Origin of the sequence: Mycolicibacterium hippocampi (assembly GCF_010723735.1) — a bacterium.
Lineage (GTDB): Bacteria > Actinomycetota > Actinomycetes > Mycobacteriales > Mycobacteriaceae > Mycobacterium > Mycobacterium hippocampi.
In genome coordinates, this window is the sequence record NZ_BLLB01000002.1 from 3,405,145 (window position 1) to 3,422,389 (window position 17,245).

Here is a 17,245-nt window from a genome sequence, read left to right on the forward strand (position 1 = left end):
TTGCCGCGCAGCGGGGTAAATTCAATATTGTGACGGCCGTCAACAGCCGGGAGCGCAGCGCGGCGTTCCCCGAAGGGTCCGACGGCGCTGCCCTGCCACGAGGCGTGCAGGGCGCGGCGGACCCGAATTTCGGTTGCGCGGTGCGGGCGTTCTCACAGTTGTTCCCGTGGCGGCGCCTCGGCGGCGGGGCGTTGGCCGTCTATCTCGACGGCGAACCGGTCGTCGACGTGTGGACCGGCTGGTCCGACCGCCAGGGCACCCGGCACTGGGACGCCGACACCGGCACGATGGTCTTCTCCGCCACCAAGGGGGTGGCCGCCACAGTCATCCACCGGCTCGCCGACCGCGGCCTCGTCGACTACGACGCGCCCGTCGCCGACCACTGGCCCGAGTTCGGCGCGAACGGCAAGTCGAAGATCACGGTCCGCGACGCACTGCGGCACCGGGCCGGCCTTTCCCAGCTCAACGGGGCGGTGAAGGGTGATCTGGTCGATCATCTGCGGATGGAGGAGCGGCTGGCCGCGGCCCCGGTCAGTTGGCTGCACGGCAGGCCCGCCTACCACGCGCTGACCTTCGGCTGGCTGCTGTCCGGGCTGGCGCGCGCGATCACCGGCAAGGGGATGCGCGAGCTGATGCGGACCGAGGTCGCGGCACCCCTGAACACCGACGGGCTGCACCTGGGCCGCCCGCCCGCGCACGCGCCGACGCACGCCGCGCAGATCATCGGTCCGCAGAGCGCGCTGCAGAACCCGATCTTCAACCTGGTCGCCCCCCGACTGGCCGCGCTGCCCATCTCCGGCGGATTCGGCGCGATGTACTTCCCGGGCGTGAAGGCGTTCGTCCAGGGCGACATCCCGATGCTCGACAGCGAGATCCCCGCGGCGAACGGCGTGGCCACCGCTCGTGCGCTGGCCCGCATGTACGGAGCCATCGCCAACGGCGGCCGCATCGACGGGGTGCAGTACCTGTCCCGCGAAACCGCCGCCGCACTCGTCGGCCGGCCGAGCCTGCGACCCGACCACACCATGGTGCTGCCGCTGGCGTTTCACCTGGGGTATCACAGCCTGCCGTTCCCGGGAGTGCTTCCCGGGTTCGGTCATGTCGGGCTCGGCGGCTCGCTGGGATGGGCCGACCCGGAGTCCGGTCTGGCGTTCGGTTTTGTGCACAACCGGCTGCTCACCCCACTCGTGGTCGCGGACCAGGCCGGGTTTGTGGCAACCGCGGCGCTGCTCCGCCGCGGGGCGGCCCAGGCCCGTAAGAACGGCTACCGTCCGGTGCGGGAGTTCGGGGCGCCGTTCGCCGACCAGACCCGGACGGCGGTCTGACTCAGCTGGTGGCGCGGGTGAACCACTTCGTCTTGATCCGCCACGAATACGCCGACGTCAGCGCGAAGCCGGCGCCGCAGGCGCAGGCGAATATCCACACCAGGGTGCTGCCCTGGACGGTCTGCAAAGGCGTGACGAACGCGGTGACGATGCGCACCACGCAGGCCGCGATGCCCATGCCGCACGCGAACAGGTAGATGTTCGCGATCTGTCGCGAGCGCGGATCGACACGCAGGATCAGCAGCGCGCGCGAGCCGTATACAAGCAGGTAGATCAGCATGCCGCACAGCATCAGCCAGTAGACGTTCAGCCAGATGTCGGTGGGCACGTCGAAGAAGTCAGGGCGGTAGATCGCTGCGCCGTTGCCCAACCAGAAGGCCGCCAGCAGCAGCGGTATGCACACCGTGGCGGGCCGTTCGACGAATTGCTTGAACCGTCGGTGCATCGCGTGGTCCTGTTCGAGCCTGCCCAACGCGTTGTACACGACAGCCGACGCCGCGACGATGTAGGCGTCGTGGCCGAGGTAGTCCTCGAGGTTCCATTTGCCGGTCAACGAGTGAAGCCAGACGCCCAGGGTTTCAGAGGCCAGCGGTGACATCAGCAGCACCGCGAGGCCCTGCAACGCGATGTTGAGGGTGGCGGCCACCTCCCACCGGCAGGACCAGGTGACACGACGGATCCACAGGCTCCACAGAATGCACAGGAGCGTGATCGCGATGAGTGTCGCCAAACCCATTTCCGGACCTGCTCAGAGGGGCGGCGCGTCGAGGCGGGGGGCCAGCTCGGAGAGCTTCGGTCGCTGCCGGACGGCTGGTTTGGTCGTAGTGTTTTGAAGGGTCGTAGTGTTTTGAAGGGTCGTAGTGTTTTGAAGGGTCGCCACTGCCGAGTCGGCTGACTCGGCGGCCCTGACGTAGTTCCACACTTCCTGGCGACTCATCAGGCCGAACTGGATCTGCAGGTCGGGGTAGCTCAGCGCGAAGCGGTCGGCCACCCGCCGTAGCTCCTCGGCGTTCGGGTAGTCGCTTTCCTTGATCCGCCGGTAATAGGTGCTGCTGGAGACGCCGAGCGCGTCGAAGAGATCCTTCGCGTCGATCTCCCCGTCGAGGAGGTAATCGAGCAGGGCTTTGAGCTGTCTGCCGTTCTCGTCGGTGCGTGGCACGAGAACACAATAAACCGAATTCCCGGGCCGGGGCAGCCCCTGCGGGCAAACAGATGACACCGCCTTAATTGACACAGTCGTCACGGTTTTGGGAGTGGTCTCCCAATTCTGGGACATTCGCGCTACGGTGAGCGACATGGTCGCTCCTTACATGGCCGACGAGGTCAGCCCCTTGGTCACCACTGTTGCGGCACCTCTCGAGGTGTTCGATCATCCCGTCATCGAGGGACATGCCCCGCGATTCGAGATTTTGAGAATGACACCGACGAGCGAATTCGCAGACGAGGTCGACGGCGCCGCGGAATGGCTCGGTATACCGGTGGAGGAAATCCTGCTCGCCGCGCTCGGCCGAGCGCTCGGCCGGACCCGCGGCGAAGGGGAGGTGGCTGTCGACGTCGTCACCGGTCCGGCACCTACGCACCGCGCGGTGTGGCTGATCTGTTCGGACGCCGCACCGATGGGGCCCACGGAGATGTTGCAGGGTGCCCACACCGCACTGGCCGCGGCAGCAGGCAGGGCGGCCATCCGGTGCGAGGTCCTGCTCGATGTCACCGCCGAGGCGACCGACTCCGGCGGCGGCCACGCCCTCGGACTGCACGTGCACCGCGCCGGTGGAGCGTTGCACCTCGACTGGCGCTACGACACCACCAGATTCGACGCATACAGCATCGAAGAGGTGGCCGAACAGTTTCCGCTCGCATTGATCGAGATCACCTCCGACGCCGCGGCGCCGTTGTGAATCGCCGGTGATTCCGCAGGCCCGCTAGACTGTGGGCCACCAGCGTCGATCCGGCCATCACCGGGGAGCTTTCGGAAGAACGGCGCGCCGCGCTCAGTAGAACCGAACGGGTGGGCCCGTGATCGCCTCCGTTGAGCGGCGCACCCCGGGTGCGCAAGCGGGGTGGTACCGCGGCGCTCGCGCACCGGCGCGACGTCGTCCCCGTGCCTGAACCATCGGCACAGGAGACGTACGCACGTGACCGCCTACCCGAAGCCGGCCGCCGGAGCGCCCAGATTCCCGGCGCTGGAAACCGACGTGCTCGAGTACTGGGCGAACGACAACACCTTCCGCGCAAGCATCGAACGTCGCGACGACGCGCCGGAGTACGTCTTCTACGACGGCCCGCCGTTCGCCAACGGGCTTCCGCACTACGGGCACCTGCTCACCGGATACGTCAAGGACATCGTGCCGCGGTACCGCACCATGCGCGGCTACAAGGTCGAACGCCGCTTCGGCTGGGACACCCACGGCCTGCCCGCAGAGCTCGAGGTGCAGCGCCAACTCGGTATCACCGACAAGGCCCAGATCGAGCAGATGGGCATCGAGAAGTTCAACGACGCCTGCCGCGCGTCGGTGCTCAAGTACACCGGCGAGTGGCGGTCCTATGTGACCCGCCAGGCGCGCTGGGTCGATTTCGACAACGACTACAAGACACTCGATCTCGGCTTCATGGAGTCGGTGATCTGGGCCTTCAAGCAGCTGTGGGACAAGGGTCTGGCCTATGAGGGCAACCGGGTGTTGCCGTACTGCTGGAACGACGAGACGCCGTTGTCGAGCCACGAGCTGCGGATGGACGACGACGTCTACCAGAGCCGCCAGGACCCGGCGCTCACGGTGGGCTTCCGGGTGGCGGGAGGGCCGCGGGAGGACCTCCTGGGTGCCTACCTGCTGGTATGGACGACGACACCGTGGACGCTGCCGTCCAACCAGGCCGTGGCCGTCAACCCCGACGTCGACTACGTCGTCGTCGAAGCGCCCGACGGACGGCGGTACGTGCTGGCGGCGGCCCGCCTCGGCGCCTACGCCCGCGAGCTCGGCGACGAGCCGCAGGTCGTGGCCACCGTGTCCGGCCGGGACCTCATCGACGTGCACTACGTCCCCCCGTTTCCGTACTTCATGAACTCGGCCAACGCGTTTCGGGTACTGCCCGCCGACTTCGTCAGCACCGAGGACGGCACCGGGGTGGTTCACATGGCGCCGGCCTACGGCGAGGACGACATGGCCACCGCGCTGACCGCCGACATCGAGGCGGTCACTCCCGTCGACGCCAAGGGGCGGTTCGACAACACCGTGCCCGACTACGCCGGACAGCATGTGTTCGACGCGAACCCGCAGATCATCCGAGATCTGAAGAACGGCACCGGGCCCGCGGCGCACAACGGCGCGGTGCTGCTGCGTCATGACACCTACGAGCACTCCTACCCCCACTGCTGGCGGTGCCGGAACCCGCTGATCTACCGGGCGGTGTCCTCGTGGTTCATCAAGGTCTCCCAGATCCGCGACCGGATGGTCGAACTCAACGCAGAGATCACCTGGTACCCCGAGCACGTCAAGGACGGGCAGTTCGGCAAGTGGCTGGCTGGTGCCCGCGACTGGTCGATCTCGCGAAACCGGTACTGGGGCACTCCGATTCCGGTGTGGATGTCCGACGATCCGGCCCACCCGAGGATCGACGTCTACGGCAGCCTCGACGAACTCGAGCGCGACTTCGGGGTACGCCCGACCAACCTGCATCGGCCCTACATCGACGAGTTGACCCGGCCCAACCCCGACGACCCGAGCGGGCGCTCGACGATGCGCCGCATCGAGGACGTCCTCGACGTCTGGTTCGACTCCGGGTCGATGCCGTATGCGCAGGTGCACTACCCGTTCGAGAACCAGGACTGGTTCGACACGCACTTTCCCGGCGACTTCATCGTCGAATACATCGGTCAGACCCGCGGCTGGTTCTACACCCTGCACATTCTGTCCACGGCGCTGTTCGACAAGCCCGCGTTCCGGACCTGTGTCGCGCACGGCATCGTGCTCGGCAACGACGGCCAGAAGATGAGCAAGTCGCTGCGCAACTACCCCGACGTCACCGAGGTGTTCGACCGCGACGGCTCCGATGCGATGCGCTGGTTCCTGATGGCGTCGCCGATCCTGCGGGGTGGCAATCTCATCGTCACCGAACAGGGCATCCGCGAAGGTGTCCGCCAGGTGCTGCTGCCGCTGTGGAACGCCTACACCTTCCTGGCGCTCTACGCGCCCGAGAAGGGCAGCTGGCGTACCGATTCCACGCATGTGCTGGACCGCTACATCCTGGCCAAGCTGGCCGCGCTGCGCGACGAGCTGACCGCGTCTTTGGACGTCTGCGACATCTCGGTGGCCTGCGACCAGCTGCGTCAGTTCACCGAGGCGCTCACGAACTGGTACGTGCGGCGTTCGCGTGCGCGGTTCTGGGAAGAGGACCGCGATGCGATCGACACGCTGCACACCGTCCTCGAGGTGACCAGCAGGTTGGCCGCCCCGCTTCTGCCGCTGATCTCCGAGGTGATCTGGCGGGGACTCACCGCAGAGCGGTCGGTGCACCTGACGGACTGGCCGGAGGCCGACGCGCTGCCTGCCGACCCGCAACTGGTCGCCGACATGGATCTGGTGCGGGAGGTGGCCTCGACCGGATCGTCACTGCGCAAGGCCAAGAAGCTGCGTGTCCGGTTGCCGCTGCCGAAACTGACTGTGGCGGTGCAGGACCCGCGCCGGCTCGAGCCGTACCGGGACCTGATCGCCGACGAGCTCAACGTGAAGTCGGTCGAGCTCACCGATGACATCGCCGCGCACGGCCGGTTCGAGCTCGCGGTCAATGCCCGCGCCGCCGGTCCGCGCATCGGCAAGGATGTGCAGGCTGCCATCAAGGCGGTCAAGGCAGGGGAGGGCGTGCTCAGAAGCGACGGCACTCTGGAGGCCGGGCCCGCGGTCCTGCTCCCCGAGGAGTTCAGCTCCAAATTGGTCGCGGCGGACCCGGACTGGACGGCGGCGCTACCCGATGGAGCCGGTCTGGTGGTGCTGGACGGCGCCGTGACCCCGGAGCTGGAAGCAGAGGGCTGGGCCAAGGACCGCATCCGCGAGCTGCAGGAGTTGCGGAAATCCAGCGGTTTCGACGTGTCCGACCGGATCTCGGTGGTGCTCTCGGTGCCTGGGGAGCAAGAGGATTGGGCGCGAACCCACCGAGACCTCATCGCGCACGAGATCCTGGCGACGAGCTTCGAGTTCGGTGAACCTGACGGATTCACCGAGATCGGCGATGGCGTCCGGGTGGCGATCGCCAAGGCATGATCTGACGCTGAGCGTGAATCCAAGGTTGTGATCACGCCGCGATTGCGACCGTGAGTTCACTGTCGCGGTCTACGGGGCGTCAACTTCGGTGACGCGGGCACCCTGTCCGGCGAAGACGACGACGTCACCGGAGCGCAGTTGCCTGCCGCGGCGGGTTTCGACGTCGCCGTTGACGCTGACCAGACCGTCGGCGATCACCGACTTGGCGTCGGCGCCGGAGTCGATGAGGCCCGCCAGCTTGAGGAACTGTCCGAGGCGGATCGAGGCATCCCGGATCGGGACGTCGGAAGCCTCGGCGTCCGGGTGTGCCATGCAGGTGAGGCTATCGCGCACCGCATAGCATCGACAGCTGTGGGCGCGCGATGGGTGCTGCACCTGGACATGGATGCGTTTTTCGCGTCGGTGGAGCAGCTGACCCGGCCCACTCTGCGGGGGCGGCCGGTGCTGGTGGGCGGGCTCGGCGGCCGCGGTGTGGTGGCCGGCGCCAGCTACGAGTCGCGGGTCTACGGCGCCAGGTCGGCGATGCCGATGCACCAGGCGCGCCGTCTCGTCGGGGCGGGCGCCGTGGTGCTGCCGCCGCGCGGGGTCGTGTACGGGCTGGCCAGCCGCCGTGTCTTCGAGACGGTGCGCACCATGGTGCCGGTGCTCGAGCAGCTGTCGTTCGACGAGGCGTTCGGGGAGCCGACCGAGCTGGCCGGCGCTCCGAGCGCCGAGGTGGCGTCGTTCTGCGAGGCGCTGCGTGCCGAAGTGACCGCCGTGACCGGTCTGGTCGCATCCGTCGGCGCGGGCTCGGGTAAGCAGATCGCCAAGATCGCCTCCGGTCTGGCCAAACCCGACGGCATCACCGTGGTGGCCCGCGACGAGGAACACGCGTTGCTCGACGGGCTGCCCGTACGCAAGCTCTGGGGCATCGGGCCGGTGGCGGAGGAGAAACTGCACCGGCTCGGCATCGAGACCATCGGCGGTTTCTCGGCGCTGTCGGACGCCGAGGTCGCGAACATCCTCGGACCGACGGTCGGCCCGGCGCTGCACCGGCTGGCGCGCGGCATCGACGACCGGCCGGTCGCCGAGAACGCCCCGGCGAAACAGATCAGCGCCGAGTCGACCTTTCCCGAGGATCTGACCACGCTCGACCAGCTCCGCGACGCGGCGGTGCCGATCGGTGAGCACGCCCACCGCCGGCTGCTCAAAGACGGCCGGGGTGCGCGCACCGTCACCGTCAAGCTGAAGAAGTCCGACATGAGCACGCTGACCAGGTCGGCGACCCTTCCGTACGCGACCACCGACGCCGCGACACTGAACGCCACCGCGCGACGACTGCTCCTCGACCCGGTCGAGATCGGCCCGATCCGCCTTGTCGGAGTTGGGTTTTCCGGCCTGTCCGAGGTCCAGCAGGAGTCGCTGTTCCCCGATCTGGAGTTGATGGCAACCGAGGAGATCGCCCGTATCGGTCTGCCGGAGCCGCTCGCCGAAGCCGGACCGACGGCGCCGGCGTGGCGGGTCGGCGACGACGTCGCACACACCGACTTCGGGCACGGCTGGGTCCAGGGCGCCGGACACGGCGTAGTGACCGTGCGCTTCGAGACGCGCAGCTCCGGCCCCGGGCAGGCGCGCACCTTCGCCGGCGACGACCCCGCGCTGACCCGCGCCAACCCGGTGGACAGCCTGGACTGGCCGGATTTCCTCGCCGAACTCAACCGGTCCCAGAGCGCGACCTGACGCCTCGCGAGCCGGTCAGCCCCAACGCTGGAAGACCGCCGGAGCCGGTGAGCCGGCGGCGAGCGCGGCCATCAGCAGCACCCGTGCCTGCGGCGGCCCGAGCCGCGGCACCACGAACGCCCCGGCGTCGGCCAGCGCGCGTCCCGGTCCGTAGCCGGGGCTGACCCGCCCACCGGGAACTCGGGTCGACACCGCGACCGCGACGCCGTCGCGGCAGTGCCGCCGCACCCCGTCGATCAGCGCGGCGCCGGCATTGCCGGAACCCAGGGCCTGCAGCACGATGCCGCGGGCGCCGGCCGCCACGCACGCGTCGAGTGCGGCGGTGTCGGCCCCGGGATAGGCCGCGACGATGTCCACCCGCGGCGCGTCCGCGGCCGTCAGGGCGCCGAGGAACGGGCGGTCCTTGACCGGACCGAGAACGCGCCCGGCGAAAGCCTGTGATTCGCCGGTGGCGACCTTGCGCAGACCCAGCGGCTCGAACACGGTGCCCGCGAAACTCACCACCGCGCCCACCCCGCGGCCCTGCTGACCGGCGGCGACGGCGAGCGCGTCGCGCAGGTTGGCCGGGCCGTCGGCGTCGGGTGCATCGGCACTGCGCTGGGCACCGGTCAGCACCACCGGCGCCTCCCCGCCGTAGGTGAGGTCGAGCCACAACGCGGTCTCCTCCATCGTGTCCGTGCCGTGGGTGACCACGATCCCGTCCGCATGATGGGTGGCCGCGGCCGACCGGATCGCCGCGCCCATCCGGTCCCAGTCCGGCGGGGTCAGCTGCGAGCTGTCCACCGACATGGCGTCGATGACCTCGACGTCGAGCCCTTCGGTGAGGTCGGCTCCGGTGAGGGTGGGGCGAAGTACGGCGTCGGCGTCCGCACTGGTCGAGATCGTCCCACCGGTGGCTATGACGACGAGGCGAGGCATGGGTGGAATTGTTCACCACCGGCTCTTTGCGATGATGGTGGGCGTGACTGATGAATCATCGAGTGCGGCCGAGCCGGTGGCCGGCGACGAGCCGGCTCAGCCGTCTGCACCACGGCGGCTGCGCCTGCTGCTCTCCGTGGCGGCCGTGGTGCTCGTGTTGGACATCGTCACCAAGGTGCTGGCCGTGCGGCTGCTGACGCCCGGGCAACCGGTGTCGATCATCGGTGACACCGTCACGTGGACGTTGGTGCGCAATTCGGGTGCGGCGTTCTCGATGGCCACCGGCTACACGTGGGTGCTGACCCTGGTCGCCACCGGTGTGGTCTTCGGGATCATCTGGATGGGACGCAGGCTGGTGTCCCCGTGGTGGGCGATCGGCCTCGGGATGATCCTCGGTGGCGCGATGGGCAATCTCGTCGACCGTTTCTTCCGGTCGCCCGGACCGCTGCGCGGCCACGTTGTCGACTTCCTGTCCATCGGATGGTGGCCGGTGTTCAACGTCGCCGACCCCGCGGTGGTGGGCGGGGCGATCTTGCTGGTGGTGTTGTCACTGTTCGGGTTCGACTTCGACACCATCGGGAGGCGCCAGCCGGAAACCGAGTCCGAAGACTGATGACCACACGTTCCATGCCGGTCCCGGAAGGGCTGGCGGGCATGCGGGTGGACGCGGGCCTGGCCCGGCTGCTCGGGCTGTCGCGTACCGCGGCGGCAGCGCTGGCCGAGGAGGGCGACGTCGAACTCGACGGCGCCCCGGCGGGCAAGTCGGACAAGCTGACCGCAGGGGCCTGGCTCGAGGTTCGACTGCCCGCGCCGCCCGCGCCGGTGGAGAACACCCCGGTCGACATCGAGGGGATGTCGATCCTGTACTCCGACGACGACATCGTGGCGGTCGACAAGCCGCCGGGAGTGGCCGCGCACGCCACCGTCGGCTGGCACGGACCCACCGTGCTGGGCGGTCTGGCGGCCGCCGGCTTCCGCATCAGCACCTCGGGCATCCACGAGCGCCAGGGCATCGTGCACCGGTTGGACGTCGGCACGTCGGGGGTCATGGTCGTCGCCCTGTCCGAGCGGGCGTACACCGTGCTCAAACGGGCGTTCAAACAGCGCACCGTCGAGAAGCGGTACCACGCCCTGGTGCAGGGGCACCCCGATCCGTCCAGCGGCACCATCGACGCACCGATCGGCCGCCACCGCGGCCACGACTGGAAGTTCGCGGTCGTCGACGGGGGCCGGCACAGTGTCACCCACTACGACACGCTGGAGGCGCACCAGGCTGCGAGCCTGCTCGACGTCCACCTCGAGACCGGGCGAACCCACCAGATCCGGGTGCACTTCGCCGCACTGCACCACCCGTGCTGCGGTGACCTCACCTACGGTGCGGACCCGAACCTGGCCAGGAAGCTGGCGCTGGAACGGCAGTGGCTGCACGCCAGATCGCTGGCGTTCGTGCATCCGGCCGACGGCCGCCGCGTCGAGATCACCAGCCCGTACCCGGCCGACCTGCAGCACGCGCTGGACATCCTGCGCAATCACGACCTGTGAGATCCGGGCTGCTGTTCGGCGTCGGCGCCTACGGCATGTGGGGGCTGTTCCCGGCTTTCTTCCCGCTGTTGAAACCTGCCGGCGCGGTCGAAGTGCTGGCCCACCGGATCATCTGGAGTTTCGTCCTGATGCTCGTGGTGGTCGCCGTGGTCCGCCGGCTGGGTGATCTCAAGGCGATCACCGGACGGAACTGGCTGCTGTTGACGGCGGCCGCAGCCCTCATCTCGGTCAACTGGGTGATCTACGTCTACGCGGTGAACAACGGTCACGTCGTCGACGCCGCGCTCGGATACTTCATCAACCCGCTGGTGTCGATCGCACTGGGGCTGCTGATCTTCCGGGAGAGGCTGAACCGCTGGCAGCTGAGCGCGCTGGCAATCGCGGTCGTCGCGGTGGTGGTGCTGACGGTCAACGTGGGGGCGCCGCCGGTGATCGGTCTCGGTCTTGCGTTGTCCTTCGGCCTCTACGGCGCGGTGAAGAAGCTGGTGCCCACCGACCCCAGGGTCAGCGTCGGCGTCGAAGCCGCGATAGCCGCGCCGTTCGCGGTGGCGTACGTGGCCTACCTGCAGGTCACGGGTCAGGGAACGTTCACCGGCCACGGTGCCGGGCATGCCGGGTTGATGGTGCTCGCGGGCGTGCTCACGGCGCTGCCGCTGTTGCTGTTCGCCGCCGCCGCGCAGCGGCTCGCGATGGTTTCGCTGGGTCTGTTGTTCTACATGACCCCCGCGATGCAGCTGTCGTGGGGCGTGCTGGTCGGCCACGAACCGATGCCGCCCGCGCGCTGGTTCGGGTTCGCGTTGATCTGGGTGGCGCTGGCGGTGTTCACCGTCGATGCGGTGCGCCGCGCGCGTGTCGTGCGGCGGTCCGCTGAGCCGTCCTCGGTGTGATATTTGCGAAAGTATCGATTGACCGGTTACCAGCTATGCAATAGCGTTTGCTCGTGGAGCCCGGACCCCTGACCCCGCCCCGAACGCGGGGCCGCGGCCGTCCGGTGGGCTCGGACTCTGAGGCCACGCGGGTGCAGATCCTCGATGCCGCCCGTGCGGTCATCGCCGAGCGTGGCTACCACGCGGCGACGTTCCAGCAGATCGCGCTGCGCGCCGGCGTGAGCAGGCCGACCCTTCACTACTATTTCGCCACCCGCGACGAGGTGTACGAGATCCTGCTCCGCGACGCCTACACGCGGGTCGCGGAATGTGCCGTGGCCGCTCAGGGGGAGAGCGGGCTGCAGAATCAGTTGACGGTGTTCATCGAGCAGATGCAGCGGTTGGTCCTGCCCGATGCCGCGGCGATGCAGTTCCTGGTGACCGCCCGGCTCGAACACCACCGCGGCCGGCCCCGCACCGACGCGGCCGACGCCGTGGTCGCCTCGGTGCACGGCTTCTACCACTCGATAGTGATGCAGGCGATCGCGCACGGCGAGCTGGCAGCCGATTCCGATCCGCGCGCGGTCGCGGACATGCTGGCGGCGCTGTTCTGGGGGATGGGCTTCTACGCCGGCTTCGTCGACGCCACCGGGGCCACCGAGATTGCCAGGCAACTGCTCCGGATGTTCGAAACCGGGTTGCTGGACCAGCGGGTCGGCGCGCCGGTGCAAGCCTGATCCGAACAACGCGAGACACGCACTGCGACACGCCGCGCGCTGTCGGTGGCCGGTCATAGACTGGCCACCCTATGAGCGGTTCAGACTGGCGGTCCTCAGGGTCTTTTGTTCACCTGCACAACCACACCGAGTACTCGATGCTGGACGGCGCCGCGAAGATCAGCCCGATGCTGGCCGAGGCGCAGCGGCTGCAGATGCCCGCGGTGGGGATGACCGATCACGGAAACATGTTCGGCGCCAGCGAGTTCTACAACAAGGCGACCGAGGTCGGGATCAAGCCGATCATCGGCGTGGAGGCCTACATCGCCCCCGCGTCACGATTCGACACAAAGCGTGTGCTGTGGGGCGACCCGAGCCAGAAGGGTGACGACGTCTCGGGCAGTGGCGCCTACACCCACATGACGATGGTCGCGGAGAACGCCACCGGGTTGCGCAACCTGTTCAAGTTGTCGTCGCTGGCATCGTTCGAGGGTCAGCTCGGTAAGTGGTCACGGATGGACGCCGAGGTGATCGCCGAGCACGCCGAGGGGATCATCGCCACCACCGGCTGTCCCTCGGGTGAGGTGCAGACCCGCCTGCGGCTGGGCCACGAGCGCGAGGCGCTGGAGGCCGCGGCGAAGTGGCGGGACATCTTCGGCCCGGAGAACTTCTTCCTGGAGCTGATGGACCACGGCCTGTCCATCGAGACCCGGGTCCGCGAGGGGCTGCTCGAGGTCGGCCGCAAGCTGAACATCCCGCCGCTGGCCACAAACGACTGCCACTACGTGACCCGCGACGCGTCGCACAACCACGAGGCGCTGCTGTGCATCCAGACCGGCAAGACGTTGTCGGATCCGGCCCGTTTCAAGTTCGACGGCGACGGATACTTCCTCAAGTCCGCCGCCGAGATGCGCGCGCTGTGGGATGACCAGGTGCCCGGTGCCTGCGACTCGACCCTGCTGATCGCCGAGCGGGTGCAGCCCTATACCGAGGTGTGGCAGCCGGTCGACCGGATGCCGGTGTTCCCGGTGCCCGAGGGGCACACTCAGGAGACCTGGTTGCGCCACGAGGTTGCGGCCGGGTTGCAGCGCAGGTTCCCCGGCGCGGTGCCGCAGGAGTACACCGACCGCGCCGACTACGAGATCAAGGTCATCTGCGAGAAGGGCTACCCGTCCTACTTCCTGATCGTCGCCGACCTGATCGGCTATGCCCGTTCGGTGGACATCCGGGTGGGCCCGGGCCGCGGGTCGGCTGCCGGATCGCTGGTCGCGTACGCGATGGGAATCACCAACATCGATCCGATCCCGTACGGGCTGCTGTTCGAGCGGTTCCTCAACCCCGAGCGGGTGTCGATGCCAGACATCGACATCGACTTCGACGACCGGCGCCGCGGCGAGATGCTGCGGTACGCCGCCAACCGGTGGGGCAGCGACCGGGTGGCCCAGGTCATCACGTTCGGCACCATCAAAACCAAGGCGGCGCTGAAGGATTCGGCCAGGGTGCACTACGGCCAGCCCGGCTTCGCCATCGCCGACCGGATCACCAAGGCGCTGCCGCCGCCCATCATGGCCAAGGACATCCCGCTGTCGGGGATCACCGATCCGGCCCACGAGCGGTACAAGGAAGCCGCCGAGGTCCGGGCGCTGATCGACACCGACCCGGACGTGCGGACCATCTACGAGACCGCGCGGGGCCTCGAGGGTCTGGTCCGCAACGCGGGTGTGCACGCCTGTGCGGTGATCATGAGCTCCGAACCGCTCATCGACGCGATCCCGCTGTGGCGCCGCCCGCAGGACGGTGCGGTGATCACCGGCTGGGACTACCCGTCGTGTGAGGCCATCGGCCTGCTCAAGATGGACTTCCTCGGCCTGCGGAACCTGACGATCATCGGCGACGCGATCGAGAACATCAAAGCCAATCGCGGCATCGATCTGGACCTGGACACCGTCCCGCTGGACGACCCCGCGGCTTACGAACTGCTCGGGCGCGGTGACACCCTCGGAGTTTTCCAGCTCGACGGCGGACCGATGCGCGACCTGTTGCGTCGTATGCAGCCCACCGGCTTCGAGGACGTCGTCGCCGTCATCGCGTTGTACCGTCCCGGGCCGATGGGGATGAACGCCCACAACGACTACGCCGACCGTAAGAACGGGCGGCAGGCCATCAAGCCGATCCACCCGGAGCTCGAAGAGCCGCTGCGCGAGATCCTGTCCGAGACCTACGGCCTGATCGTCTACCAAGAGCAGATCATGCGGATCGCGCAGAAGGTTGCCGGCTACTCGCTGGCCCGAGCCGACATTCTGCGCAAGGCCATGGGCAAGAAGAAGCGGGAGGTTCTCGAGAAGGAGTTCGAGGGCTTCTCCGAGGGCATGAAGGCCAACGGATTCTCGGCGGCCGCCGTCAAGGCGTTGTGGGACACGGTGCTCCCGTTCGCCGACTACGCGTTCAACAAGTCGCACGCCGCCGGCTACGGGCTGGTGTCGTACTGGACGGCCTACCTCAAGGCCAACTATCCCGCCGAATACATGGCGGGGCTGCTCACGTCGGTCGGCGACGACAAGGACAAGGCCGCGGTCTACCTGGCCGACTGCCGGCGGCTCGGCATCACGGTGCTACCGCCTGACGTCAACGAGTCGGCGCAGAACTTCGCCTCCGTGGGAACCGACATCCGCTTCGGGCTCGGCGCGGTCCGCAACGTCGGCGCGAACGTCGTGGCGTCGCTGATCAACACCCGCAACGAGAAGGGCAAGTTCACCGACTTCTCCGACTACCTCAACAAGATCGACATCGGGCCGTGCAACAAGAAGGTGACCGAATCGCTGGTCAAGGCCGGGGCGTTCGATTCGCTGGGCCACCCCCGCAAGGGCTTGTTCCTGGTGCACACCGACGCCGTCGACTCGGTGCTCGGGACAAAGAAGGCCGAGGCGATGGGGCAGTTCGACCTGTTCGGAGGGGCCGACTCCGGCGCTGGGGACTCGGTGTTCACGATCAAGGTGCCCGACGAGGAGTGGGACGACAAGCACAAACTCGCGCTCGAGCGCGAGATGCTGGGCCTCTACGTGTCAGGTCACCCGCTCAACGGGATCGCTCATCTGCTCGCCGCCCAGGTCGACACCGCCATCCCGGCCATCCTGGACGGGGACGTCGCCAACGACACGCAGGTCCGGATCGGTGGGATTCTCGCGTCGGTGAACCGCCGGGTCAACAAGAACGGGCTGCCGTGGGCCTCGGCTCAGCTGGAAGACCTCACCGGCGGTATCGAGGTGCTGTTCTTCCCGCAGACCTACTCGATGTTCGGTGCCGAGATCGCCGACGATGTCGTAGTGCTGGTCGGCGCCAAGGTGGCGATTCGCGATGACCGAATCTCGCTGATCGCCAATGAGCTTGTCGTTCCTGACTTCTCGACCGCCCAGGCGAATCGTCCGGTCGCGGTGAGCCTGCCCACCCGGCAGTGCACGGTCGACAAGGTCAGCGCGCTCAAGCAGGTGTTGGCACGTCATCCGGGCACCGCACAGGTGCATCTGCGACTGATCAGCGGGGAGCGCACCACGACCCTGGAGCTGGATCAGTCGCTGCGGGTCACCCCGTCCTCGGCATTGATGGGCGACCTGAAGGCGCTGTTGGGCCCCGGCTGCCTGGGCGGTTGATCGGGCGGATCACCGAGACGTCGACTCGGACGATCGCGCTGTCCGGCCACAATGTGCGGCTGCGGATCCGCCGCAGCTTCTCGCGCAGCGACAGGTTCCGGTGCACGTTGGTCACTCCGGGGACCTTCAGCATCGGCACGGTGTTCCACTGCCAGCCGTAGCGCCGGCGCAGGGCGCTGTTCGCCGATTCAGCGTCGTCGCCGGAGAGCAGTGTGGCCCGACCTCGCATGGTGGGGCTGCCTTCGAGTACCCGGCCGCGGTGGTCGCAGGCGGTGAGTTCGACGTCGGGTCGAGCGAGAAGCCGGCGAGTCTTCGGGCCGATCTTTGTGCGGAACACCAACGACGAGCCGTCGAGGCAAAACCAGATCGGGGTGTCGACGGCCGTGCCGTCTCGACGGTAGGACCGCAGGAGGAGGTATCTGGCTTCGGATAAGGCGTCGACGGTGTCCACGAGGATCAGCGAACCACTTAGAGTTGACTTCAAGTCAAGGGTTCGAGGTGTAATGAAGGCTCACACGATCGGGGACATCGCGCGCCGGGCGAGAATCGCGCCGACGACGTTGCGCTATTACGAGAAACTCGGCCTGATCACGCCGTCGGCGCGGGTTGGTGGTCAACGCCGTTACGACGATTCCGTGCTGACGCGCCTCGAAGTCATCCGGTTGTGCAAGTCCGCGGGATTCACCTTGGCCGAGATCCAGGTCCTCTATGCCGACGAGATGCCGGGGCGACCCGCCAGTCGGGCGTTGGCCGAGGCGAAGCTGATCGAGATCGACGCGCGTATGGCGGAGTTGGCCATGGCGAGGAAGACCGTCGAGTGGGGGATGCGCTGCACGTGTCCGTCTATCGACGCATGCACATGCGGAGTTCACCGACCCGAGCCCGGTTGATCTCGACGCTCAGCGTGAGGAGCCGGCCAACCCCAGGACGAGCCAAACCAACGTGCCGACGCCTGCGCCGCTGAGGACCGCGGTGGCGGCGGTGGTGGTCGCCACCATGACCACCGCGAACACCAGCAGACCGACCAGCAGGGCCAGCACCTTGTAGGCGGGCCACGGCACCCCGGCAACCGACACCGTCGAGGCCGGATGCGTCACGGCCTCGCGGAACTGTTCGGCGGTGGTCATAAAAATGACGATAGCTCGTACGAAAGGTTTCGGCTAGCCGAAATCCCGATTGTGGACGAGCGATTTGGCTAGTCCGGCTAGCTGTCGGACGTGCCGGCTGAATCCGTTTTTGCTGCGGTGCGCTGCGGTG

General features: G+C 67.9%; 15 protein-coding genes and 1 pseudogene. 10 read left to right on the forward strand and 6 right to left on the reverse strand.

The window, feature by feature from the left end; translation table 11 throughout:
* Positions 1–29 precede the first annotated feature (29 nt).
* Positions 30–1,325 (forward strand): esterase/beta-lactamase LipL, encoded by a 1,296-nt coding sequence (lipL, locus tag G6N53_RS17520; protein ID WP_163890448.1) that lies wholly within the window; start codon positions 30–32, stop codon positions 1,323–1,325.
* Position 1,326: 1 nt separating this feature from the next.
* Here lipL and G6N53_RS17525 read toward each other — a convergent pair whose 3' ends face one another.
* Together G6N53_RS17525 and G6N53_RS17530 are read right to left on the reverse strand one after the other, a co-directional pair.
* On the reverse strand, positions 1,327–2,061 hold the full coding sequence (locus G6N53_RS17525) for a hypothetical protein (protein ID WP_163890450.1): 735 nt from the start codon (positions 2,059–2,061) through the stop codon (positions 1,327–1,329).
* A gap of 12 nt (positions 2,062–2,073) precedes the next feature.
* Entirely contained in the window at positions 2,074–2,484 is a 411-nt protein-coding gene (locus G6N53_RS17530) for an XRE family transcriptional regulator (RefSeq protein ID WP_163890452.1), read from the reverse strand.
* A gap of 136 nt (positions 2,485–2,620) precedes the next feature.
* Here G6N53_RS17530 and G6N53_RS17535 point away from each other — a divergent pair, with 136 nt between their 5' ends.
* Both G6N53_RS17535 and ileS read left to right on the forward strand, forming a co-directional pair.
* Entirely contained in the window at positions 2,621–3,223 is a 603-nt protein-coding gene (locus tag G6N53_RS17535; RefSeq protein WP_163890454.1) for a hypothetical protein, read from the forward strand.
* 237 nt (positions 3,224–3,460) lie between these two features.
* Positions 3,461–6,580, forward strand: a complete 3,120-nt coding sequence (ileS, locus tag G6N53_RS17540; protein ID WP_163890456.1) for an isoleucine--tRNA ligase — start codon at positions 3,461–3,463, stop codon at positions 6,578–6,580.
* Between the two features lie 69 nt (positions 6,581–6,649).
* Here ileS and G6N53_RS17545 read toward each other — a convergent pair whose 3' ends face one another.
* A complete protein-coding gene (locus G6N53_RS17545; RefSeq protein WP_163890458.1) occupies positions 6,650–6,892 on the reverse strand; it encodes an RNA-binding S4 domain-containing protein in 243 nt (80 codons plus the stop codon).
* A gap of 39 nt (positions 6,893–6,931) precedes the next feature.
* On the opposite strand from G6N53_RS17545, the gene G6N53_RS17550 reads away from it, so the two are divergent.
* Positions 6,932–8,299: a DNA polymerase IV gene (locus G6N53_RS17550; protein WP_163890461.1), complete on the forward strand. Its 1,368-nt coding sequence runs from the start codon at positions 6,932–6,934 to the stop codon at positions 8,297–8,299.
* Between the two features lie 15 nt (positions 8,300–8,314).
* On the opposite strand, the gene G6N53_RS17555 is transcribed toward G6N53_RS17550, so the two are convergent.
* On the reverse strand, positions 8,315–9,217 hold the full coding sequence (locus G6N53_RS17555; protein WP_163890463.1) for an asparaginase: 903 nt from the start codon (positions 9,215–9,217) through the stop codon (positions 8,315–8,317).
* Between the two features lie 43 nt (positions 9,218–9,260).
* Between G6N53_RS17555 and lspA the strand changes: the two genes are divergently transcribed.
* The 5 genes from lspA to dnaE all read left to right on the forward strand — a co-directional run bounded on the left by lspA (position 9,261) and on the right by dnaE (position 15,988).
* The gene (lspA, locus tag G6N53_RS17560) at positions 9,261–9,830 is read left to right on the forward strand and encodes a signal peptidase II (protein WP_163890465.1); all 570 of its coding nucleotides are present in this window, start codon (positions 9,261–9,263) and stop codon (positions 9,828–9,830) included.
* Positions 9,830–10,759, forward strand: a complete 930-nt coding sequence (locus G6N53_RS17565; RefSeq protein WP_163890467.1) for an RluA family pseudouridine synthase — start codon at positions 9,830–9,832, stop codon at positions 10,757–10,759. The genes lspA and G6N53_RS17565 overlap by 1 nt, the downstream gene beginning before the upstream one ends.
* Positions 10,756–11,646, forward strand: coding sequence for an EamA family transporter RarD (gene rarD, locus G6N53_RS17570; protein ID WP_163890469.1), 891 nt, complete (start codon positions 10,756–10,758; stop codon positions 11,644–11,646). The genes G6N53_RS17565 and rarD overlap by 4 nt, the downstream gene beginning before the upstream one ends.
* A 53-nt stretch (positions 11,647–11,699) precedes the next feature.
* On the forward strand, positions 11,700–12,362 hold the full coding sequence (locus tag G6N53_RS17575) for a TetR/AcrR family transcriptional regulator (RefSeq protein WP_163890471.1): 663 nt from the start codon (positions 11,700–11,702) through the stop codon (positions 12,360–12,362).
* Positions 12,363–12,433: 71 nt separating this feature from the next.
* Positions 12,434–15,988, forward strand: a complete 3,555-nt coding sequence (gene dnaE / locus G6N53_RS17580; RefSeq protein ID WP_163890473.1) for a DNA polymerase III subunit alpha — start codon at positions 12,434–12,436, stop codon at positions 15,986–15,988.
* Positions 15,989–16,001: 13 nt separating this feature from the next.
* Here the strand turns inward: dnaE and G6N53_RS17585 are convergent.
* Positions 16,002–16,445 (reverse strand): annotated as a pseudogene (locus tag G6N53_RS17585) (PPOX class F420-dependent oxidoreductase); the annotation flags it as partial.
* A gap of 46 nt (positions 16,446–16,491) precedes the next feature.
* Here G6N53_RS17585 and G6N53_RS17590 point away from each other — a divergent pair.
* Positions 16,492–16,878, forward strand: coding sequence for a MerR family transcriptional regulator (locus G6N53_RS17590; protein ID WP_163890475.1), 387 nt, complete (start codon positions 16,492–16,494; stop codon positions 16,876–16,878).
* A 9-nt stretch (positions 16,879–16,887) separates the two neighbouring features.
* On the opposite strand, the gene G6N53_RS17595 is transcribed toward G6N53_RS17590, so the two are convergent.
* Entirely contained in the window at positions 16,888–17,115 is a 228-nt protein-coding gene (locus tag G6N53_RS17595; RefSeq protein WP_163890477.1) for a hypothetical protein, read from the reverse strand.
* Positions 17,116–17,245 lie beyond the last annotated feature (130 nt).